General features: G+C 71.0%; 22 protein-coding genes and 1 tRNA gene. 8 read left to right on the top strand and 15 right to left on the bottom strand.

The features are described from left to right. Position 1: 1 nt before the first annotated feature. From nuoK to ACFXKZ_RS33620, 7 genes are all read left to right on the top strand, one after another. Positions 2 to 325, top strand: a complete 324-nt coding sequence (gene nuoK, locus ACFXKZ_RS33650) for an NADH-quinone oxidoreductase subunit NuoK (RefSeq protein ID WP_078975783.1) — start codon at positions 2 to 4, stop codon at positions 323 to 325. After that, positions 316 to 2217, top strand: a complete 1902-nt coding sequence (locus ACFXKZ_RS33645) for an NADH-quinone oxidoreductase subunit L (protein WP_380005596.1) — start codon at positions 316 to 318, stop codon at positions 2215 to 2217. Before nuoK ends, ACFXKZ_RS33645 begins: the two co-directional genes overlap by 10 nt. A 52-nt stretch (positions 2218 to 2269) precedes the next feature. Next, positions 2270 to 3775, top strand: coding sequence for a NuoM family protein (locus ACFXKZ_RS33640; protein ID WP_380005521.1), 1506 nt, complete (start codon positions 2270 to 2272; stop codon positions 3773 to 3775). A gap of 1 nt (position 3776) precedes the next feature. Next, positions 3777 to 5327, top strand: a complete 1551-nt coding sequence (locus tag ACFXKZ_RS33635; RefSeq protein ID WP_380005519.1) for an NADH-quinone oxidoreductase subunit N — start codon at positions 3777 to 3779, stop codon at positions 5325 to 5327. Positions 5328 to 5499: 172 nt separating this feature from the next. Further along, on the top strand, positions 5500 to 6360 hold the full coding sequence (gene htpX, locus ACFXKZ_RS33630; RefSeq protein ID WP_380005517.1) for a zinc metalloprotease HtpX: 861 nt from the start codon (positions 5500 to 5502) through the stop codon (positions 6358 to 6360). A gap of 103 nt (positions 6361 to 6463) precedes the next feature. Beyond that, entirely contained in the window at positions 6464 to 6868 is a 405-nt protein-coding gene (locus ACFXKZ_RS33625) for a YccF domain-containing protein (RefSeq protein ID WP_380005515.1), read from the top strand. Between the two features lie 156 nt (positions 6869 to 7024). After that, positions 7025 to 7987, top strand: coding sequence for a glycosyltransferase family 2 protein (locus ACFXKZ_RS33620; RefSeq protein ID WP_380005513.1), 963 nt, complete (start codon positions 7025 to 7027; stop codon positions 7985 to 7987). A 157-nt stretch (positions 7988 to 8144) separates the two neighbouring features. Here ACFXKZ_RS33620 and ACFXKZ_RS33615 read toward each other — a convergent pair whose 3' ends face one another. Then, positions 8145 to 8633 (bottom strand): YajQ family cyclic di-GMP-binding protein, encoded by a 489-nt coding sequence (locus ACFXKZ_RS33615; protein ID WP_078975776.1) that lies wholly within the window; start codon positions 8631 to 8633, stop codon positions 8145 to 8147. Between the two features lie 176 nt (positions 8634 to 8809). Here ACFXKZ_RS33615 and ACFXKZ_RS33610 point away from each other — a divergent pair. Further along, positions 8810 to 8892, top strand: a tRNA-Tyr gene (locus tag ACFXKZ_RS33610). 194 nt (positions 8893 to 9086) lie between these two features. Here the strand turns inward: ACFXKZ_RS33610 and ACFXKZ_RS33605 are convergent. The 14 genes from ACFXKZ_RS33605 to ACFXKZ_RS33540 all read right to left on the bottom strand — a co-directional run bounded on the left by ACFXKZ_RS33605 (position 9087) and on the right by ACFXKZ_RS33540 (position 20021). After that, complete coding sequence (locus ACFXKZ_RS33605) at positions 9087 to 10466, bottom strand: tyrosine-type recombinase/integrase (RefSeq protein WP_380005510.1); 1380 nt, start codon at positions 10464 to 10466, stop codon at positions 9087 to 9089. Positions 10467 to 10536: 70 nt separating this feature from the next. Then, complete coding sequence (locus ACFXKZ_RS33600) at positions 10537 to 10716, bottom strand: helix-turn-helix transcriptional regulator (protein WP_379991041.1); 180 nt, start codon at positions 10714 to 10716, stop codon at positions 10537 to 10539. A gap of 232 nt (positions 10717 to 10948) precedes the next feature. Beyond that, entirely contained in the window at positions 10949 to 12505 is a 1557-nt protein-coding gene (locus ACFXKZ_RS33595) for an ATP-binding protein (protein WP_380005508.1), read from the bottom strand. 90 nt (positions 12506 to 12595) lie between these two features. Beyond that, positions 12596 to 12808 (bottom strand): hypothetical protein, encoded by a 213-nt coding sequence (locus ACFXKZ_RS33590; RefSeq protein ID WP_380005506.1) that lies wholly within the window; start codon positions 12806 to 12808, stop codon positions 12596 to 12598. A 45-nt stretch (positions 12809 to 12853) separates the two neighbouring features. After that, positions 12854 to 13714, bottom strand: coding sequence for a bifunctional DNA primase/polymerase (locus ACFXKZ_RS33585; RefSeq protein ID WP_380005594.1), 861 nt, complete (start codon positions 13712 to 13714; stop codon positions 12854 to 12856). A gap of 8 nt (positions 13715 to 13722) precedes the next feature. After that, positions 13723 to 14478, bottom strand: a complete 756-nt coding sequence (locus ACFXKZ_RS33580; RefSeq protein ID WP_380005504.1) for a hypothetical protein — start codon at positions 14476 to 14478, stop codon at positions 13723 to 13725. Positions 14479 to 14569: 91 nt separating this feature from the next. Then, entirely contained in the window at positions 14570 to 14863 is a 294-nt protein-coding gene (locus ACFXKZ_RS33575) for a DUF4031 domain-containing protein (protein ID WP_380005592.1), read from the bottom strand. A gap of 172 nt (positions 14864 to 15035) precedes the next feature. Then, the gene (locus tag ACFXKZ_RS33570) at positions 15036 to 17129 is read right to left on the bottom strand and encodes a hypothetical protein (protein ID WP_380005502.1); all 2094 of its coding nucleotides are present in this window, start codon (positions 17127 to 17129) and stop codon (positions 15036 to 15038) included. 13 nt (positions 17130 to 17142) lie between these two features. Next, a complete protein-coding gene (traA, locus tag ACFXKZ_RS33565; protein WP_126639135.1) occupies positions 17143 to 17526 on the bottom strand; it encodes a plasmid transfer protein TraA in 384 nt (127 codons plus the stop codon). 105 nt (positions 17527 to 17631) lie between these two features. After that, complete coding sequence (locus ACFXKZ_RS33560; protein WP_380005500.1) at positions 17632 to 17937, bottom strand: hypothetical protein; 306 nt, start codon at positions 17935 to 17937, stop codon at positions 17632 to 17634. Next, positions 17934 to 18881: a DUF2637 domain-containing protein gene (locus tag ACFXKZ_RS33555; protein ID WP_380005498.1), complete on the bottom strand. Its 948-nt coding sequence runs from the start codon at positions 18879 to 18881 to the stop codon at positions 17934 to 17936. Before ACFXKZ_RS33555 ends, ACFXKZ_RS33560 begins: the two co-directional genes overlap by 4 nt. Further along, positions 18878 to 19204 (bottom strand): DUF6303 family protein, encoded by a 327-nt coding sequence (locus ACFXKZ_RS33550; RefSeq protein ID WP_380005496.1) that lies wholly within the window; start codon positions 19202 to 19204, stop codon positions 18878 to 18880. Before ACFXKZ_RS33550 ends, ACFXKZ_RS33555 begins: the two co-directional genes overlap by 4 nt. Further along, positions 19201 to 19704: a hypothetical protein gene (locus tag ACFXKZ_RS33545; protein ID WP_380005494.1), complete on the bottom strand. Its 504-nt coding sequence runs from the start codon at positions 19702 to 19704 to the stop codon at positions 19201 to 19203. The genes ACFXKZ_RS33550 and ACFXKZ_RS33545 overlap by 4 nt, the downstream gene beginning before the upstream one ends. After that, positions 19692 to 20021 (bottom strand): hypothetical protein, encoded by a 330-nt coding sequence (locus ACFXKZ_RS33540; RefSeq protein WP_380005492.1) that lies wholly within the window; start codon positions 20019 to 20021, stop codon positions 19692 to 19694. Before ACFXKZ_RS33540 ends, ACFXKZ_RS33545 begins: the two co-directional genes overlap by 13 nt. Positions 20022 to 20161: the final 140 nt, after the last annotated feature.

Genomic DNA, 20161 nt, shown 5'->3' with positions numbered 1-20161 from the left:
GATGCATCTGGTCTATCCGCTCGTCCTGGCCGTCCTGCTGTTCGGCATCGGGCTGTACGGGGTGCTTGCGCGCCGCAACGCGATTCTCGTGCTGATGTCGATCGAGCTGATGCTCAACGCGGTCAACGTCAACCTGGTCGCGTTCGACATGTACCTGCGCGACACGCTGCACGCCGGACAGGCGCTGACCCTGTTCGTGATCACCATCGCCGCCGCCGAGATCGGCCTGGGCCTGGCGATCGTGCTGATGGTGTTCCGCAACCGGGCCACCGCCGACATCCCCGACCTGCGCGAGCTGGCCGAGCACAAGGAGGGATCGGTATGACGGTCGCCGCCGCGACGGCCACCGCACTGCCCGCGCTCGCGGCCCTGTTCGGGCTGCTGCTCGGGCGCCGGGTGCGCGCGGTCCTGATCGCCGTACCCGCCGGCCTGGCCGCGACCGTGCTCACGATCGTGGTAGCCGCCGGCATCGGGGACGACGTGCGCGAGTCGGCGGTGCGGTTGACCCCCACCGGCGCCCTCGACATCACCCTCGGGCTGCGCGTGGACGGTCTCGCCGCGCTGTCCGCGGTGCTCGTCACGGTGGTCGCGCTGCTCGTGCAGGTCTACTCGGCGGCCTATCTGCGCGCGGACCCGCGCTACTCCTCCTACGCCGCGCTGGTCTCGCTGTTCACTGCGGCGATGTTGCTCGTGGTCTACACCGGCGACCTGATCGTGCTGCTCGTCGGCTGGGAGGTGATGGGCGTCTGCTCCTACTTCCTGATCGGCCACCACTGGGAGACGGAGGCGGCCCGCTCGGCCTCGATCAAGGCGTTCGTGGTCACCAAGCTGGGCGACGTGCCGTTCCTGATCGGCATCCTGGTCCTGGCCGCCGGCGCCGACTCGTTCCGGATCCGCGACGTGCTCGCGGCGGTGCCCGAGGGCGGCGCCGGCTGGGTCACCGCCGGCACCCTGCTGATGCTGGGCGGCGTCGCGGGCAAGTCGGCCCAGGTGCCGCTGCAGACCTGGCTGCCCGACGCGATGGCCGGCCCCACTCCGGTGTCCGCGCTGATCCACGCCGCCACGATGGTCGCCGCGGGCGCCTACCTGGTGGCCCGGCTCTACCCGGCGTTCCTGGCCGCGCACCCGACGCTGATCGTGCTCGCCGTCATGGCCGCGGTGACGATGATCGGCTCGGCGCTCGCCGCGCTCGCCCAGGAGGACCTGAAGCGGGTGCTCGCGTGGTCCACGGTCGGCCAACTCGCCTACATGACCGGCGGCCTGGCGGTCGGCGGGCGGGACGCGGCGGTGTTCCACCTGCTCGCGCACGGCGCGTTCAAGGCGCTGCTCTTCCTCGGCGCGGGCGTGCTGATCCACGTGGCCGGGACCGGCGCGCTGGCCGGCATGGGCGGCCTGCGCCGGCGCGCGCCGATCGCGTTCTGGACCATGACGGCGGGTCTGGCCGCACTCGCCGGCGTGCCGCCGTTCTCCGGCTTCTTCAGCAAGGAGGCGGTGCTCGGCGCGGCCGAGCACACCGCCGCCGGGCACGACTCGGTGCCCGCTGTCGCCGGTTGGCTGGTGCTGGTGGCGGGGCTGTTGACGGCCGCGTTGACGGCGGCCTACGCGACCCGGGTCTGGCTGCGGGTGTTCCTCGGGCCGACGCGCGAGGCGGCGCCCGGTGCGGAGGTGCCGGCGCACGCGGACGCGGCGGACTACGGCGAACCCGGGATGGGTCGCGGCGAGGCCCCGGGCGCGATGGTGTGGCCGCTGGTGGTCCTCGCCGTGCCCACCGTGCTGTTCGGCTTCCTGGCCTTCCCCGGGCTGCCCTCACTGGGCGGCGAACTCGGCTACGACGAGCTGACGCCGCATCCGCTGACCACGGGATTGGCGCTGGTCGCGCTGGTCCTGGGCGCGGGTACGGTCGCCGCGGCGTGGCGGCGCGATCCGGCCGCCGACCCGGCCCGGGTGCTCGGTCCGGTGCGCGGCCCGGCGCTGCGCGGGTTCGATGTGGACGGGCTGTACGCGGCGTTGGTGCGCACCCCCGTCCGAGCGGGCGCCAAGGCCGCCCGGTTCACCGACGGGGCCGTGATCGACACCTACGTCAAGGGCGCGGCGCAGAGCGCGTGGCTGCTCGGCGGCGGGATCCGCCGCGGCCAGAACGGCAACACCCGGCTGTATCTGACCGGCCTGTTCGCCGGCGTGGTCGTGCTCGCCCTCGCGGTGGCGGTGGGCTCGTGATCCGCCCCCGGTCGTTTCCCCCGACGCCCCTTCACGCCCAGGAGACCCCGCGGTGAGCGTCGTGCTGATCCTCGTCGTGGCCGCGCCGCTGCTCGGTGCCGCCCTGCTCCTGCTGCCCGGGGTCGGTGATCGGGCGGCCCGGCTGATCGGCGTCGGCGCCACCGCGGCCACCCTGGCCGGCGCCGTCGCACTGGCCTGCGCGTTCCGGCGCGGGCGGGGGATGCGGTTCGAGACGGACGTGTCCTGGGCGCCCTCGCTCGGGTTGCGGTTCCACCTCGGCATCGACGGCATCTCGCTGCCGCTGCTCGTGCTCACCGCGCTGCTGACCCTGCTGGTCGCCGTCCACAGCCTGTGGAACATTCCGCCGGGCGGCTCCTCGCGGGCCTTCGTCGCGCTGTTCCTGGTCCTCGAGACCGGCACCCTCGGTACCTTCGCGGCCCTCGACCTGATCCTGTTCTTCCTGTTCTTCGAGGTCGTACTGGTGCCGATGTACTTCCTGATCAATCGGTGGGGGAGTCCGGGCGAGCGCGGCCCCGCGTCGTACAAGTTCATCCTGTACACGCTGCTCGGCTCGGCCGTGATGTTGCTCGGCTTCCTGCTCATCCAGGCGAAGACCGGCACCTTCGACATGGTCGAACTCGCCGACCGGCACGGCGAGGGCATGTCGCACGGCGTACAGGTGCTCGCGTTCCTGGCGATCGGCCTGGGCCTGGCGGTCAAGGTGCCGATGTGGCCGCTGCACACCTGGCTGCCCGACGCGCACACCGCCGCGCCGACGGCGGGCTCGGTCCTTTTGGCGGGCGTCCTGCTCAAGATGGGCACGTACGGCCTGATCCGGATCGCGGTGCCGGTGGTGCCGGAGGGTGCCGAGACGTTCGCGCCGTATCTGGCCGCGTTCGGCGTGGTCGGCATCGTGTACGGGTCGCTGGTGTGCCTGGCGTTGCTGCGCGACCCGGACGGGGACCTGAAGCGCATCATCGCCTACTCGTCGGTGGGCCACATGGGCTTCGCGCTGCTTGGCATCGCCACGCTCACCCCGCAGGGCGTCAACGGCGCGCTGTTCGTCAACATCGGCCACGGGCTGGTCACCGGCCTGCTGTTCTTTCTGGCGGGCGCGGTCAAGGACCGGCACGGCACGGCGCTGCTCGGCCGGCTGGGCGGCGGGATGTACGGGCGTACGCCCCGGCTGGGCGCGCTGGTCGCGTTCGGCGCGGTGGCCGGGCTCGGGCTGCCGGGGCTGGCCGGCTTCTGGGGCGAGCTGTTGGCGATGTACGGCGCGTACGAGCCGGGCGCCGGGTTGTCCGTCGGCGGCTACCGGACCTTCCTGGCGATCGCCGGCCTGGGCACGGTGCTGACCGCGGCCTATCTGCTCGGCCTGGTCCGGCGGCTTTGCATGGGACCGGCGGGCGGCGAGCCGGCCGCCGGGGTGGACGTGACCGGTCCGGAACTCGTGGTGTGGACCCCGCTCGTCGCGCTGACGCTGGTCGCCGGGCTGTGGCCGGCCACCCTGCTCGCGATCACCGACCCGGCCGTGCGTGCCCTCATGGGAGGCAGCTGACATGCCGTTCGACGTCCAGTCGATCGACTGGCTCGCGATCTCGCCGGTGCTTGCGGTCGCGGTCGCCGCGCTCGTGGTGCTGCTCGCGGACCTGTTCCTGGAGGGTGCGCGCAAGGCGGTGTTGCCCTGGCTGACGCTGGCCGGGCTCGGCGCGGGCCTGGTGCTGTTGGTGCCGCTGCGGGCGGACGGGGACGACGCGCGCGGGACGTTCTGCTCGCCGTCGGGCTGTTCGTACGTGGTCACCGATCTGACGCTGGTGCTACAGCTGGTCCTGCTCGGCTCGGCGGTCGTGGTGGTGCTGTTGTCGATGCCGATGGTGCGGGCGGACGGCGCCGACGGGGCGGGCGACTCTTCGGAGGTGCCGGGCGGTGAGTACCACTTTCTGCTGCTGTCCTCGGTGACCGGCGCGGTGGCGCTGGCCGGTGCCCGCGATCTGCTCACCCTGGTGGTCGCGCTGGAGACGTTGTCGCTGCCCGCGTTCGCGCTGGTCGGGCTGCGCCGGGACGGTCGGGGCGGCGAGGCGGCGCTGAAGTTCTTCCTGCTCTCGGCCGGCGCCACCGCGGTGCTGCTGTTCGGGGTGAGCCTGGTGTACGGGAGCACCGGCAGCGTGCATCTGGCCCGGATCGCGGGCGAGCTGGACCGGCTCGATCCGAAGCTCACCCACGTGGCCGCGACCGGCGCGGTGCTGACCATGATCGGGTTCGCCTTCAAGGTCGCGGCGGTGCCGTTCCACGCCTGGGCGCCGGACACCTATCGCGGTGCGCCGATCCCGGTCGCCGCGTACCTGTCGGTGGTCTCGAAGACCGCGGGCTTCGCCGGGCTGCTGCTCGTGGCCGGCATCGCGTTCCGCCCGTACGCGCACCTGTGGGGGCCGGCGCTCGCGGTGCTCGCCGCGGTGACGATGACCGCGGGCAACGTGGCCGCGCTGCGCCAGACCGACGCGGTACGGCTGCTCGCGTGGTCCTCGATCGCCCAGTCGGGCTATGTGCTGGTGCCGTTCGGCACGGCCGCCGGGCACGGCGAGGACCTGGCCGACACGCTGCCCGCGGCGGTGGCGTACCTGGCGGTGTACGCGGTGATGAACCTGGGCGCGTTCGCCGTGGTGACGCTGGTCGCGCGCGAGCGGGGCGGGCTGGTCGCCGACCATCGCGGCCTGTTCCGCGCGCATCCGGTCGCGGCGCTCGCGATGGCGTTCTTCCTGCTGTGCCTGGCCGGTATCCCGCCGGGTCTGGCCGGGCTGTTCGCGAAGGTGACGGTGTTCCAGGCGGTGATCGGGGCCGGCACCGGATGGCTGGCCGTGGTGATGGCGGTCAACGTGGTGATCGGCCTGTACTACTACCTGGCGTGGACGGCGCAACTGTTCGCGGTCGAGGCGCCGGGGATGCCGCCGGTCGCGGGTTCGGAGGGGGCGGCCGGGGTGCGTACCGGGACGGCCCCGATGCCGCTTCCGCTGGTCGCCGCGCTCGTGCTCACGGGGGCGCTCGGGGTGCTGCTCTCGGTCGCGCCGCAGCTGGTCCTGCGGGTGCTCACCGTGCCGGGGCTGCTCGGCTGACCTGCGGTTCCGTCCCGAGGCGGGGGGTTACGCCGGCCTCGGAAGGGAACTCTGCGTGGCGTTGTCCCGTTGCGAAAGAAGAGACAACGGGCAGAGGGCGACAAGCCGGCGGATACCCCGCACGGGCCCGCATTGTCACCCCTGGACGCTGACGCTTCGAGAGGACTCTGCCGTGCACGGCCAGCACAACGGACTGAAGACCGCCGTACTGCTCGGTGGGATGTCGGCGCTCATCCTGGTCGTCGGCAGCTTCTTCGGCCGCACCGGGTTGATCATCGCCCTGTTCGTGGCGCTCGCGACGAACGGCTACGCCTACTTCAACAGCGACAAGATCGCGCTGCGCTCGATGCGGGCGCGTCCGGTCAGCGAGGCGGAGAACCCCGAGCTGTACCGGATCGTGCGCGAACTCTCCAACGACGCGCGCCAGCCGATGCCGCGCCTGTACATCTCGCCCACCGAGGCGCCGAACGCGTTCGCCACCGGCCGCAACCCGCGCAACGCGGCGGTGTGTTGTACGACCGGCATCCTGCGCATCCTGGACGCGCGGGAGCTGCGCGGGGTGATCGGGCACGAACTGTCGCACGTGTACAACCGGGACATCCTGATCTCGTCCGTGGCCGGTGCGCTGGCCAGCGTGATCATGTTCCTGGTCAACTTCGCCTGGCTGATCCCGTTCGGCCGCAGCAACGACGACGAGGGTCCCGGCCTGTTCGGCATGCTGGCCATCATGATCCTGGGGCCGCTGGCGGCCAGTGTCATCCAGTTGGCCGTCAGTCGATCGCGTGAATACCAGGCGGACGCCTCCGGGGCCCGGCTCACCGGCGACCCGCTGGCGCTGGCGAGCGCGCTGCGCAAGCTGGACGCGGGCACCCAGGCGCTGCCGCTGCCGCCGGAGCCGAAGTTGCAGACCACCAGCTCGCTGATGATCGCCAACCCGTTCCGGCGGGGCGCGGGCGGGATGAGCAAGCTGTTCTCGACCCACCCGCCGATGGCGGACCGGATCGCGCGGCTGGAGCAGATGGCGGGGCGGTGAGGGGCGGACAGAGGCGGGGTCGAGGGGTCGGGCCGCGCGTGTTGTCCTCCGTCAGCCTTGTGGGGGACGGCATGGCGGGCCGGGGCGGGGTAGAAACAACCCCGTGAAAACTGTCCTGAACGTCATCTGGCTCGTCTTCGCCGGCTTCTGGCTCGCGATCGGCTACGCGGTCGCCGGCCTCGTCTGCTTCCTGCTCTTCTTCCTTGTGGTGACCATCCCGCTCGGCATCGCGGCCTGGCGGATCGCGGCGTACGCGCTGTGGCCGTTCGGGCGGCGAGTGGAGTGGCGTCGAGACGCCGGGGCAGGGTCGATGCTCGGCAACATCCTGTGGATCGTGCTGTTCGGCTGGTGGCTGGCGCTGGGGCACCTGGTCACCGGGGTGCTCCTGTGCATCACGATCATCGGCATCCCGTTGGGTCTGGCCAACTTCAAGCTGATCCCGGTCTCGCTCACCCCGCTGGGCCGCGAGATCGTCTCGACGAGCGACCCGATGCACGTCGGCGTCTGAGCCCGGACAGGCCAATCGGGAGGTCTCGTACGAGGGAGACGGGCACCCGATTGCTGTAGTCGCGCATCCGGTGTGTCGATATGGGTCGAGACACCGGTGTGGCGATATCCACCGGTAAGCCCTGTAGATCCCATCTCGGGAAGCGCGGAGGTTGCCGTGGCGGCGACGGTCAGTGTCATCGTTCCCACCCGGGATCGCACGGTCCAACTGGCCGACGCCCTGCGCAGCGTGGCCCTCCAGGGCATCCGCGGCATCGAGGTGGTGGTGATCAACGACGGCGGCGCGGACGTGGCGGGGGTGCTGCCGCTCGGGGTGCGCGGGATGACCGTGCGGCTGTTGTCGTTCCCGCGCTCGCGGGGGCCGGCCGCGGCGCGCAACGCGGGCCTGGAGATCGCCACCGGCCGCTTCGTCGCCTTCCTGGACGACGACGACCTGTACCTGCCGGGCCACCTCGACCGGGCCCTGGCCGCGCTGGAGCACTCCGGGACGGACGCCGTGTACGCCGACTGCGTGCTGAGCGGGGCGCGCGCGGTGCCGGGTGAGATCCCGGCGGGCAGCCCGTACCGCTACGACTTCCCGTACGACCCGGACATGCTCTCGGTGGCCAACTTCGTCCCGACCACGTCCGTGGTCGCCCGCAACCCGGCGCACACCGCGCCCGCGTCGTGGTTCCGCTTCGACCCGGAGTTGCCGATCCTGGTCGACTGGTCGTTGTGGCTGCGCCTGGTGCACGACCGGGGGTGGTCGTTCACCCGGTTGTCCGAGCCGGGGGTGGTGTACCACCGGGAACCGGCCGACGCGAGCCTGGCGGGCGGTATGGCGGCCCGGGTCGCGTGGCTGAGCCAGTACGAGGACACCTACCGCACGGTGATCGCCCGCTGGCCGGTGCCGCCGACGGGCCGCGTCGCGAGGTTCCGCCGCCACGCGCTGACGATGTTCGCGATCGCCCAGGAACACCTGGCCACGGGCGCGGACCTGGCCCCCTTCGCATACGAGGAGGCCCTCCGAGTCCTCCATGCGGGCTTCACGGGCCGCCTCGAAGAAGACCGGGTCCCCACCCACCTGACCGAGGTCCTGACCACCCGAACCACGACCGGGCCCAAGGCGGCGGCGCCCTAGCGGCGCGGGCACACCGCCGCCGACACGCACGAAGGGCACGGCCGGAACCGCGAGCGGGGCCGCCGGCAGGCGACCCCTCCCCGGACCCTCGTCGTGCCCTTCGTCCCGGACCACGCCGGGCCATCGCCACCGCGCCGCCGCGCGGCGACGACCGCGACTAGCGGTAGTTCACGAACTGGAGCGCGAACTCCAGGTCCTTGCCCTTGAGCAGCGCGATGACCTCCTGGAGGTCGTCCCGGTTCTTCGACGACACACGCAGCTCGTCGCCCTGGATCTGCGCCTTGACGCCCTTGGGGCCCTCGTCGCGGATGATCTTGGAGACCTTCTTCGCGTTCTCCTGGGAGATGCCCTCCTGGATCGACGCGAAGATCTTGTACTCCTTGCCGGACGCCTTCGGCTCACCGGCGTCGAGCGACTTGAGCGAGATGCTGCGCTTGATCAGCTTGCCCTGGAACACGTCGAGGATCGCGTTCACGCGCTCCTCGGAGTTGGCGCGCATCTCGATCTGCTCGCCGGTCCAGCCGATGTGCGCGCCGACGTTCTTGAAGTCGAACCGCTGCGCGATCTCCTTCGAGGTCTGGTTCAGCGCGTTGTCGACCTCCTGACGGTCGACCTTGGACACGATGTCGAAAGAGGAGTCAGCCAAGGCTCGGAATCGCTTTCTGTGGGATCTGACAGGGAGGGAAGGCAACCCCTCCAGCCTAGAGCGTCCCCCACAACCCCGACCCCGACCGCACCCGCCCCCACCCGAACCGATACCGAGTGGCGAAGCACCCGGGGTGGTCCGCTATTGTTGTCCCCGTCGCGCCGAAAGACGCACAAGGCGGGTTGCCCGAGTGGCCAAAGGGAGCAGACTGTAAATCTGCCGGTGTACGCCTACGTTGGTTCGAACCCAACACCCGCCACACCACCAAGAAGGCCCCTGACCAGCGGAAACGCTGGCCGGGGGCCTTCTTCGTTCGAGAAAACAGGCCGATGCTCGAAAAGCGTGGCTTGTCTCACCTTGTCCCACCAAATCTCGGGTGTGGATCAGCCGGTGAGGAACATGCGTGGAACGGATCCAGGGCGGACGCAGGCCCGCGCCGGCACCCCGACCACGTCACGAGCCGTCGGCCCGCCACTGCCTCATGGCCTCCGAGATCTTGCGGTTCGCCTGCTCGGCGACGCCCGGCAGGCACTTGGCGTAGACGCGCAGCAACACGTTCACGCTGTGCCCGGCGCGGCGGGCCACCTCCGTCGGGTCAACACCGGAATTCAGCCACAGCGACACGCAGGCGTGCCGTAGGTCGTAGGGCCGCTTGGCGAGGGCGGATTCCACCTGTTCGGCGCTGAGCGCGGCCACGCGGGCACGTCGCCACACCTCGCCGTACCCGCTCTCCTGGACCATGCCACCGCGGGCGGTGCGGAACAGCCGCCCGTCCGGCGCCGTGCCGTGGACGTACATGTGCCACCGGAGCATCGCCACAAGCTCCGGCGGGATCGGCACCGGGCGTGTCGCCTTCCTCGCGCGCCCCTTCAGCGAGCGCTTGTCGTGCGACTTCCGGTCGTCGGTCCAGGCCGACCCCACCCGAGGACGCGACTCGCGCAGCTTCAGCACGCCCCACCCGCGCTTGGGCAGCACGCAGTCCTTCCGCATCAGCCACACGACCTCGGCCGGGCGCATCCCAGCGTGGTACATGCAGCCGAAGAATGCGGCCAGGTGCCGACCGCGGGCGCTCTCGGCGTACACGGCATCGAGCAGCACATCGGCTTGGCGCGGGTTGACCACGTTCTCCGGCTCGACCTGCTCGGAGACCTTGGGCGCGGTCCACTGGACCGTTCCGAGCGGGTTGGCGGTCAGACGGCGGGTCTCCACAGCGAAGCCCAGGGCGTTGTGGAAGATGGCCCGCTTGCGCTGCACGGTGGAAGGGGCCGCCGCGTCGCCGTCGAGCCGCTTTCCGAACGCGGACAACACCTTCCGCATCACGATGGCGTCATCCAGCGCGCTCATCGGGAGCGCGTGCTTCTTGACCCACCGGAGCGTGTCCACCACCTCCGGCGGCGCTTCCTCATCCCAGCGATTCACGTTGAACGCCCACCCATAGAGCGCGAGCCGAAGCGCCTCCGGCGTCGGCTTGCGCCGGCCGTGGGCCACCAGAACGGGCGTCGCGGTCGCGAGCGCATCCGCCAACGTCGTCCGCGTTTTGGCCGGTGAGGCGTCCCATTTCATCTCGATGTAGTCGCGAGCGTGTGTGTACCAAGTGACGTCGTCCAAGGCGCGGGCCTCGGGCATCGGCAACCCGCTGATCTCGTCAAAGGCCGTGCCGTCCTGGATGAACTTCAAGAGTTCGGCACGCCTGTTGTCCGCAAGCCCCTTGGTCTTGTAGGTCTTCGAGCACGGATTGCCGCCGACCTTCCAGCGGACTTCGTACGTCGTCCCCTTGGCGCGTTCGTGGACGCGGAGTTCCCAGATGCGGACCTTGAACGATGGCTTGAGCAAGCTGACTTCCTCATGAGAGGGCCCGGTCCGGTAACCCGGACCGGGCCGCAGTGATGGCGTGGCTGGTCGGTCAGTCGTTCAGGGACGCCCACCAGGCGTCCACGTCCGCACGGCGGAACCTGAGCTGACCATTCGGGAGCTTCTTGGACTTCGGCGCGAGCCCCTTGGCCCGCATCCGGTAGAACGAAGCGCGCGAGATGTCCAACTCGTCCAGGACATCGGGCAACTTCAGCGTCTTCGGTCGACTCACCGGTGCACTCCTGTGGCTAGTGACTCCGGCGCGGGTCTTGGTCCCGGCGCCGTTGCGGGTGAAGCGGTTGCGGCCCCGTCCCGGGAAAGCGCGTTTCGGAAAGTGCCTGCATTTCATCGTCCGCATCGTCCGCATCGTCCGCGCGAACATGAAAGTGCTGGTCAGAGGGGGTGTACCTGCGGACGATACGGGGCGTCGTATCGTCCGCAGGATCGTCCGCATCGTCCGCAGATCACGCCCGTGCGGACGATGCGGACGTTGTGCGGACGATGTGGGGTGTCGTATCGTCCGCGTGTTTTTGCTGGTCAGACGCGGTTGCGGACGATGCGGACGATACGGACGATGAAATGCGGGCACCTTCCGATGTCGTCGTCCGCGTGGTGTCGATCAGGACGATCAGACGTTCGCGATTGCGGTCGGCGGACCGTTGGTCGAGGTCCACCGTGATGCCGAAGGCCCGCAGCGCGGGGACGTTGCGCTTGATCTGTTCACGCATGCGCCGCACATTCGGCCAGTCCTTCGGCGGACGGGATTCGCCGTGGGCGTCCTTCGGGGTCAGGTGCTCCCACAGTTGGGTGGGGGTGCCCGTCCACCGCCCGCCGGGCGTGGTCTCGGCGAAGTCCCGCAGTGCCTCGCCGAATTGGGACAGCGACTCGGCTTCGGTGGCGCTGGCGAGTGCGAGGTAGCGCGGAAGGCTCCTCCAGCCCGTGGCGCGGTCGAGCGCGGCGAGAACCCGGGCGAAGTCGGCCATGCGGGCGACGCCGCCGGTGGTGACGTGGTCCCGCCCGGCAAGCACCGCCGACAGCAGGTCGAGCAGGGCACCGAGCGCGCCGGGCAGCGCCTCGGCGTATGCGGCCCACACGTCCCGCTCGTCCTTGTACTCGACGATCGGCAACAGGTCGATCGGCAACAGGCGGTTCGCCAAGTCACCCTGTCCGCCGACCGGTTCGATCCCGTTGATGATGATCGGCCGCCGAAAGCTGATCACGGACACGTCGTTGTCGGTGTAGAGCGCCCGGTCGATCATGCCTTCGCCCGTCGAGGCCCGGCACAGCCAGTCGGAGAACTCGTCCGAGATGACGGACACGTTGTCGATGCCGCTGGTCCACCCGGCGTAGGCGCCGATGATCCACGCCTTCACGTCCCGGGGCGTGGATCGCGTCGGTGCCGGTGAAGGGCTGATCGCGTTCACGATCATCCGCGTCGCGACCGACTTGGCGGACCCCCGAAGCCCGAACAGGCCCAGAACGGGATACGGCAGATCGGGCAGGAGCGCGCCGACCATCCAACCGACGATCAGGGGCCAGTCGTCGTCGGCGACGTTGAACAGCGCCCGGAACGCGTCGATGGTGCCCCCGGGGATCGGGGTCGGCAACGGCGCGATGAGCTTCGTCCGCCGGAACAGCACCGGCGAGCGCTGCTCGATCGTCCAGCCGTCCGCCGTGGCGACGACGCACCGCCCGTCCGCGGTGCCGAGGTCGAGCACGACAGCCTCACCGTGCGAGGCGACCCGCAGGTTGACGGGCTCGGGATCGCACGCGTGCGCCTCTCCCGTGAACACGGCGATGGCATCCGACAGCGCGCCCGCCCCGGGCACCTGTCCGCCGCAGGCATCGGTGTACACCCGGGCCATCTGCACCCGCAATCCGCCCACGCCGGTCAACGGCAGCGCCACGGACGGCCCGTCGACCTGGACGGCGTACGCCGTGCCATCCTGTCCCATCAGCGGGCGGTAACGCTCCCGAATCAGCTCCAACAGGATCGTGGCCTGAGCCTTCTTCTCACTCACCGCATGGCTCCTTCCGTCGGGCTGCGGCCATTCCCTTGGAGCCGGGGCGGTCGGCGGGTTCGGTGGCCCGTCGGCCGCCCCGGCGTGGTGTCAGACCTTCAGGTCGGCGATCTCCTTGGCCCGGTTGGGGAAGAGCACGCGGCGGGAGATGGTGGCCAGGACGATGCGCCTGTCGCTGCGGTGCTCGGACGTGAGCAGCTTGCGTCCGGTGGTCAGGGCGTGGGTGTCGGTCGGCTCGCTGAAGAAGCGACTGCCGCGCTTGTTGCCTGCGGCGTCCTTGAACTCGATGTGGAACTCGGCCATGGTGGAGCGACCCTCCTCGGGTGGCTGATGTGCAGGTGGGATGGTTCAGGCGCTCGTGTGCAGCCCGTTGCGGACGGCGCGGCGCGCGTAGGACTCGGGCACGCCGACCGCGACGGCGGCCGAGACGATGTCCTCGGCGAGGGCGTCGAGCCCGCACGGGCCGGGGCATTCGCGGTGCTGTTTGGCGAGGAAGCGGGCGACGCCGTACGCGCTGGATCCGGCACCACTTTTGGTGTGGCTGTGGACGATGGCGAGTCCGCGTTCGAGGCCGGTGCTGACGTAGCGCTCGGTGTGGCGGCATCCGGTGACGACCGCTCGATCCCACCCGACCACCGGTCTCGGTGCGGGTGAGGAAGAGTCCACCCCGCCGCGCGGGGGCGTGGACTCTTGCTTGTGCCGTTCGAGAAGCGCACGGACGGCCGAGGGCAGCCCGGTGGTGTGGCCGGTGCCGCGGCCGAGCCAACGGACGTAGGCCATGCGGGACTTGATGTCGACACCGGGGCGGACGTGGTTCGCGGAGCGGGTGGCACCCCGGTAGATCCAGTGCTCCCCGCGGGTGGTCGCCACCACCCGCGTGGGCGGCAGGGTCGCGCGGGCCCACCCGATCGCGTCGGTGTCGTCCAGGTCCACGACGGTGTATCCGGCGCCACCGGGGTGGTAGGCGACGGCGACCGCCCGCGCCCAGGCCCACGCCCAGGTCGGGGAGGCGATGACGGTCGGGTCGGTGGTCGCGGCGGCCCAGGCGTGGCACACGCGCGGGCATCGGCAGGGTCCGGCGGCGAGCATGTTGGGTCGGCCGCCGCAGGCCGAGCCCGCGCAGGTGGGGCAGTTCCCGAACGGGACCTTCCCGGCCCGCAGCGGCAGCACCGGGACACCGGCGCGAGCCAGTTCGAGCGCTGTGCGCATCTGCTCGCTCACGAGAGGCCCCACCTGCGCGCGGCGCGTTCGATCCGCTCCGTCAAGGCCGTGCCGGGCGGGAACGGGCCGAACTCGCCGTGGATGATGGCGAGGGCCTTGTCCGTGTCGTCGGGCCGAACGGACATCAGGGCGGCGGCCGTGAACATGTGTTCGCGGGCTTCCGCGATCAGACGGTTGATCTCGTCGTTCTCGTCGCCGACGGTCACGTCTTCCTCCTGCTCGTGGTGGCAGGGGCAGTCGCAGCCGCGCCGACGCTCCGCACGGCACGCGTCGTAGTGGCGTCGGGCCATGCAGTCGGAACCGACGAACGGCCCCGGACCCACGATGCGCGGAAGGCCGGTGAGCGTCTGCGCGTGGGCGACCGGGGACAGCACCGGCCGGTGCACGTCGCGGTGTTCGACCTCGATCCGCGCACACCCGTCGCCGAGGACGGCGGCGATGTGGCGGGCGATGCCGACGCTACGGTGCCGTCCACCGACGCACCCGCAGGCGATCGTGATCGGGCCGGGGATGCTGTGCGCGAGGTCGTGTGCGGCGAGCGCGGTCACGGCGGCGAGATCGCGCACGCCGGGCGTGGCCAGGACGTGCGCGTACACGTCCTCGTCCAGGCCGGTGCGCTGCTTCATCGCCGGGTCGTGGTGCGGATTGCGGAAGCCGCGCCGCAGGTCGAGGGTGATCTCGGCTTCGGGGGCGGGGCCGTGGCCGTAGCCGAAGGACACGATGCGGATGATCCGGCCGTGGTTGTTTGTCATGCTGGTGGTCCCTTCCGGGTCCTTGCCGGGTTCGGGTTGGGCCCGGGACGACCGCCGGACTTGGCGGAAAGACGGTCGTCCCGGGGCGGATTCAGCGAGGCGGTTCGGAGGAGCGGCGTTCGGCCATGAGTTCGGCGAGCCGGTAGCGGTCGATTGCCACGGCGCCGAGGCGGATCGCCAGTGCCCGCTTCGAGGGCACGACGTCGTAGTGCCAGCGGTGGTTGGTCGCGTTCTGGAACCAGCTCCGCTTGAGACCCAACCGCTTTGCGAACGCGTGCAGTTCGTCGCGCGTGTCGGCGGTCAGGTGCGACCAGTGGGTGTGGCGCAGCCCCTTGAGCCGGGCCGCGTGCGTGTGGTCCGTGATCTCGTCCACGTAGACGGCCACTTCGGCCAACCCCGATCTGATGGTTACGGTGTGTAGAGGTGTGCGGGTGTGGGTGTGCGCACGCGTGCGGGTGTGCGCACGGGCGAAAGTGCTGGTCAACGCGCGCGCGTGCGCGCGAGGGCGACAGGTGTGCGCACGGCTTCCGCACGCGTGCGCACATCCCGCCGGACGGCTACGCGGCGTAGTCCTCGTAAGCGTCGTCGCGGGGGATGATGAGCCAGGATCCGAGTTGTCCGCCGGGGTTCTCGGCGACCTCCCGGCCGCTGTCGGCGAGTTCCGCGAGGCGTCGGGAGACCCAGCTTCGGTGGCGCCCGACGCGAGCCTGTGGGAAGTCCTTGGGCGCGCACACCGCCTCACCCCGCGCCCGCAGTTCGTCCAGGATGGTCGCCATCTCGGCGAGAGCGTCCTCGGTGGAGCGACCGCTCGCGAACTCCGGCTCGGACACCTGCATCACCCGGGACGGCTCCTCAAGCTCCGCATCGGGGTTCGCCGCCGCATCGAGGTCACTCTCGTGATCGACCACGTACGGCCGCTCGTCCTCTCCCGGGCGGACGCCGAACTTCGCGACGGCATCGAACGGTTCGGCGTCCACGCTGTCAGCCTCTGGGAGGTTCGCGGGCACCTGCGGCTGCTCGGCGAGTGCGGTCCGCAGCGGGCCCGGCTCGCGCGGCGCCTCGCCCGCAGCGTGGCGGGCGGTGGACGCTTTGTAGGCCGCGTATCGGGGTCCGGCGACGGCGGCCGTCGCCTTGTCCACACCCTGGGGACGCACCGGCGCGTACATCGTCACCAGGCGCCGCAGGTCCTCCGCTTCGGGCAGCCGGAAGACCCGACCGGGCACCGCCCACCGCTCCACCGGCACGCCCGGCGCCTGAAGGTAGAGGCATCCGGGCTGGGTGTTGGCCCACACCTCCGGGGAGGCCCCGGCGTCCTTGGCGCGGTCGTCCATCATGAACGACGCGTCCTCGTCGTCCTTCGCGCCGAAGATGAACGCCGTGCCGAACTGCGAGCGGACCTCGGTCGAGATGCCCGCGTACGACGCGCGCTGCAACGACACCGACAGGACCACACCCGCACTGCGAGCCTGTTTGGCGGCCGTCACCAGGTTCGGATGGTCGGCCACCGCGGAGTCGCTGGACTCCTCGAAGTGCACGAGCAACAGCGGAATGCGGTGCTTGGTCCAGCACTCGGGGACCCACTGCTTGTACCCGAGACGGCCGAGCAGATCGGCGCGGGTCTTGACGACGGGCACCAGCACGTCGAGCATCGCGCCGACTCCGGTCGTGGTGGTTTCGCACCAGTCCAGGCCGTGGCGGATGTCGCCGAGTGTCTGGCGGCCCTTGGACGGGTCGCCCACCCACACCACGACATCGGAACGCGTCATGACCTCCGTCAGGACGATGACCATGGACTCGGACTTGCCCGCGCCCGTCATGCCGGTCTCGGCCATGTGCGACAGCGGGCGGGGTTCGTCGCGGTCGTCGCTGCCGGGCAGCCACACCTGCATGGGGCGGCCGTCCTGGTAGACGCCGAACCGGATCGGCCGCGCGATCGACTGCCCCGGCAACTGCGGCCCCGGATACGGGATCGCCTTGCGGAGTTGATCGACCGGGGTCACCGACAACGACACCTTCGAGTGGTCGTCGCGGTCCGGCGTGACCCGAATCGCCGCCGGGCTCGTGCGCAGCGCACCCGCCAACACCGGGATGCGATCCTGCACGTCTTTCGGCGTCAACTCCCCTGGAGGGAGTTGAAGATCCGCACGCACCTCCCCGCCGACCACCTCACCCTTGACCACCTGCGTCCGGGCCAGTCCGACCATCTCGAACAGTCCGTCACTCACGCTCTCGGCGCCGCTGTTGCGCAGGGCGTGGCGAAGATTCCACCACAGCGCGAGGGTGCCCCCGCCGAGTGCCTGGAGCAGGGCGACGTTCGGCGACGTCGGCCCGGCCACGGTCGCGGCCGTCAGGTAGGCGGAAGCGGCCCCGGTGGACACCGTCGCCATTGCCCGCAGTCGCGGCGAGCGCTTCGACGCCTCCGACCACGCCGCGACCGTGATCCCCGCACCGGCCGCGCCGATCAGGGCGGTCGCGGCCGGGTTGGTGCCGATCGTGTCGTGCGCCAGCGCCGCCGGAATCGTCAGCCCCGCCGCGACCATCCACGGCGGCAACAACGGCGCCGCACGGCTGGTCAGGTGCTTGGCGGCCTGATCGAGCGGAGCGGTGGCCACCACCGCAGTCGCCCGCGAACGCCTGGATTTCCTCGCCATAATCCGTCCTCCTCTACGCCTCGAACTTGAACGCGGGCTTGACGGGCTTGGACTTGACCCCGGCGGCCTGCAACTCGGCCGCGTAGTTCTTCTGGAACGACGCGTACGCCTTCGCCATCGACCCGGCCGCGTACTTCAGCGCCTCCGCCGCGATGATCAGGTGCTTCGACGTGTCCTTCGCCCGCTTCCGCCCGGCACGCCCGGCAAGAAGGGCGTCCACCGGCGCGATCTGCGACAGCACCGCGTACAACTCCTCCGCGGCCATGGCCAGTTCGAGCGAGCCGTCCCGGCAGAACAGGCGCCCGCCGTTGCAGTAGTCGCGAATGCTCTTGTTCGTCATGAACTCCGGATCGCCCAGGACGTCCTGGGCCGTGCTCCTGCGCCGCTGCTGGGCCATCGGGCCCCTCCCTCGTGAGCATGGGTGAGTGGATTCGAGCGGGGCTGACCCCGCTTCCCCCACACCCGGACCGCCGATCGCGGGTCCGGGAGTGAGAGGAGCCGGTCAGAACAGCGCGTCCGTCTCGACGCGCTCGGCACGCGCAGCCGCGGCGGTCTTCGTCGCGGCGGTCACGGCGGGTCGGTGGCAGCGTTCGCACCAAGTCGTCAGGTCCGCGGCCAGTAACCCGACCGCGACCGTGAGCGAGACGGATAGGTCGCGCGGGCCGACGATCAGGCCGTCGTGCCGATCGCACCGCCCGCCGCTGTCGGCGTGGCGCCGTCCGCACCGGCCGGTGCAGCCGCACGTCCCGCCTTCGCGGGTCGCCACCGCCGACCACAGGTCGGCACCGACGATCGGGGGCTGGCTCATGCGGCCCGGTCCTCACGCAACTCCAGGTAGCGGGCGGACACCCACCCCACCGACCAGCCACACAACTCGGCCGCAGCGCGCACCGGGTGGCCTTCTTCGAACGCGGCGCGCACCACAGCGCGCGCCCGCTCCTCCGAGAGCTTCCCCTCGGCCGGGTCGATCGCCAACACGGCGGCCCGTTCACGGCGTTCACGCTCGGCCCGCTCGCGGGCGACCCGTTCCCGCTCGGCACGCTCGCGCTCCGCACGTTCAGCGGCCTGGCGTTCACGCTGTTCACGCTCACGTTCACGACGTTCACGCTCGGCCGCCTCGGCCCGCTCCCGAGCCCGCTCCGCCTCGCGCTCCTCCCGGAGCGCACGCTCGGCCGCCTCCACCTGCTCACGCGCCAACCGGGCTTCGTGTTCACGCTGTTCACGTGCCACCGATGCCCGGTGCTCGCGCTCCTCGCGGCGCGCCCGTTCGGCCGCCGCTCGGCGCTCGGCCGCGGCCGTCTCGCGCCGCTCGCGCTCGGCCCGTTCACGCTCGTTCAGCACGACCTGAGCGGCGGTGATCGCCCGCCGATAGGCCAATCCCGTCTCCGCCGTGACGATCAGCAAGAGCGGCGCCACGGCGTGCACGGTGACCCCGACCGGATCCCGGCGCAACGCGCTGTCGGCGACGTTCAGGAGCAGGGTCATCAGGCCCGTCATCCACCGCAGCACCACCGGCCACCCACCACCGTGCCCGCCCACACGGGCCAGCGCGGCATCCAGGCGCACCACGATCACCACCGCGGCATCGACCACCAACGGCAGGATCGGCGCCGTCCACGCCCACCGCGCCGGAGTGTGCGCGGCGGCCAACGGGGTGACCGTCAGGACCGAGTACAGCATCGCTCCGGCCACGATCAGCCACGAACCCACGTTCAACGCCTTCTCCGCCGAACGCAGTTGAGCGGCGTTCACGGTGCGTCCCCGTCCGCCCGGCGGACCACGATCGCCGCGCTCAGACATACCGGTGACGTGTCGTCACCGGGTACCTCCGTGTCCTCGATCCAGGCCCATTCGGCGCCGTCCGTGAACACGAACCCGAGCGCGTTCAACACTCGTGAACGCGCCGCCGTGGTCGGTACCGCCGACCTCCGGGCGAAGCGGTGTCGGGGCCAGTCGGACACCGGCCCCGGCACCGGCACGAACAAGCACCAACGCCCGTCCTGGAAGTACAGGTGCGCCCGGTACGTCACGCCGCCGTCGGCCCGGCATCCGGCCTCGATCCGCGTATCGGTCATCGCACACCCGCAGAGACCGCGTGCTCCAGACGGTGCGTGAACTCCGCCCACGTCTCCGCCGGCCACCCGTCGCTCGGGCCGTGCCGGTCCACGAAGTCCTCGACCAGCGCGGCCCGCGTCGAGAACTCCCCTACCGGACGCCCGGACCGGGCACCCCGCGCCCACTCGTCGACACCGTGCGCCCACAACACGCACCGATCGCGGACACTGCGCCGGCCCGCCCAGGAGGCGACAAGGAGCAAGTCCAGGCTGGCCGTAACGGCGACGACGGTCACGGCCCCCACCGGTAGGACCCACGGCCCGGGGACGAGCAAACCCGCCACGAACGCGGACCCGAAACCCTCGGCGAGCGCGAGCAGGACCGGCGCCGCCGTCAACACGCGGAACCCGACCACGGCCACCGTCCGGCGAGCCAGACCGAGCGTGAGCGCACTCGGCGACCACCGCGGCATGTGCGCGACCGGCCACACCACCAACTCCCGAGGCGTCACGCCGCCCACGCCCCTTCGCATTCCTCGACGTCGACCGGCCCCGCGGGGCCGAGCGGGGCGGACGAGAGCGCCAGCATCTCGGCGCACACCCACGTCCCCGCGTCCACCACCCGCAACGCGGCCAACATCCGCTCCGCGTGCCGGGCCAACTCCCGATCCCTCGCCCACAGGTCCGAGAGGATGTCCCGCGCCGCGTCCAGCCGCGCCGCCTCCTCCTCCGCCGTCTCACCGGGCTCCCCGTCGAACAGGACAAAGTCAACGCCGAGCGCCAGTTCGGCGAACTCGGCGATCGTGGCCGCGTGGCGACCAGCGACAATGCTTCTCACGGTCGTACTCCCTCAACTGGAGAAACGACCCACGGGGCGTCCGACGACTTGCCGGAAGCGGACGCCCCGGCACACATCGGTGTGCCTCGTCCCGAGAAGACGAGTGGCCATGGCCCCCGACGCGCCGACGTACAGCGCGC

The sequence above is a fragment of the Embleya sp. NPDC059237 genome (assembly GCF_042754105.1).
Lineage (GTDB): Bacteria > Actinomycetota > Actinomycetes > Streptomycetales > Streptomycetaceae > Embleya.
Note: the sequence above shows the minus strand (reverse complement) of the source record. Positions and strands in the feature narration are given on the sequence as shown.

Excerpts from the sequence above, each read along its gene's own strand:
- nuoK (WP_078975783.1), top strand. The coding sequence starts at position 2 with ATGCATCTGGTCTATCCGCTCGTCCTGGCCGTCCTGCTGTTCGGCATC.
- ACFXKZ_RS33635 (WP_380005519.1), top strand. The coding sequence starts at position 3,777 with ATGCCGTTCGACGTCCAGTCGATCGACTGGCTCGCGATCTCGCCGGTG.
- ACFXKZ_RS33590 (WP_380005506.1), bottom strand. The coding sequence starts at position 12,808 with ATGGCCGAGTTCCACATCGAGTTCAAGGACGCCGCAGGCAACAAGCGC.
- ACFXKZ_RS33585 (WP_380005594.1), bottom strand. The coding sequence starts at position 13,714 with ATGCGCACAGCGCTCGAACTGGCTCGCGCCGGTGTCCCGGTGCTGCCG.
- ACFXKZ_RS33580 (WP_380005504.1), bottom strand. The coding sequence starts at position 14,478 with ATGACAAACAACCACGGCCGGATCATCCGCATCGTGTCCTTCGGCTAC.
- ACFXKZ_RS33570 (WP_380005502.1), bottom strand. The coding sequence starts at position 17,129 with ATGGCGAGGAAATCCAGGCGTTCGCGGGCGACTGCGGTGGTGGCCACC.
- traA (WP_126639135.1), bottom strand. The coding sequence starts at position 17,526 with ATGGCCCAGCAGCGGCGCAGGAGCACGGCCCAGGACGTCCTGGGCGAT.
- ACFXKZ_RS33560 (WP_380005500.1), bottom strand. The coding sequence starts at position 17,937 with ATGAGCCAGCCCCCGATCGTCGGTGCCGACCTGTGGTCGGCGGTGGCG.
- ACFXKZ_RS33550 (WP_380005496.1), bottom strand. The coding sequence starts at position 19,204 with ATGACCGATACGCGGATCGAGGCCGGATGCCGGGCCGACGGCGGCGTG.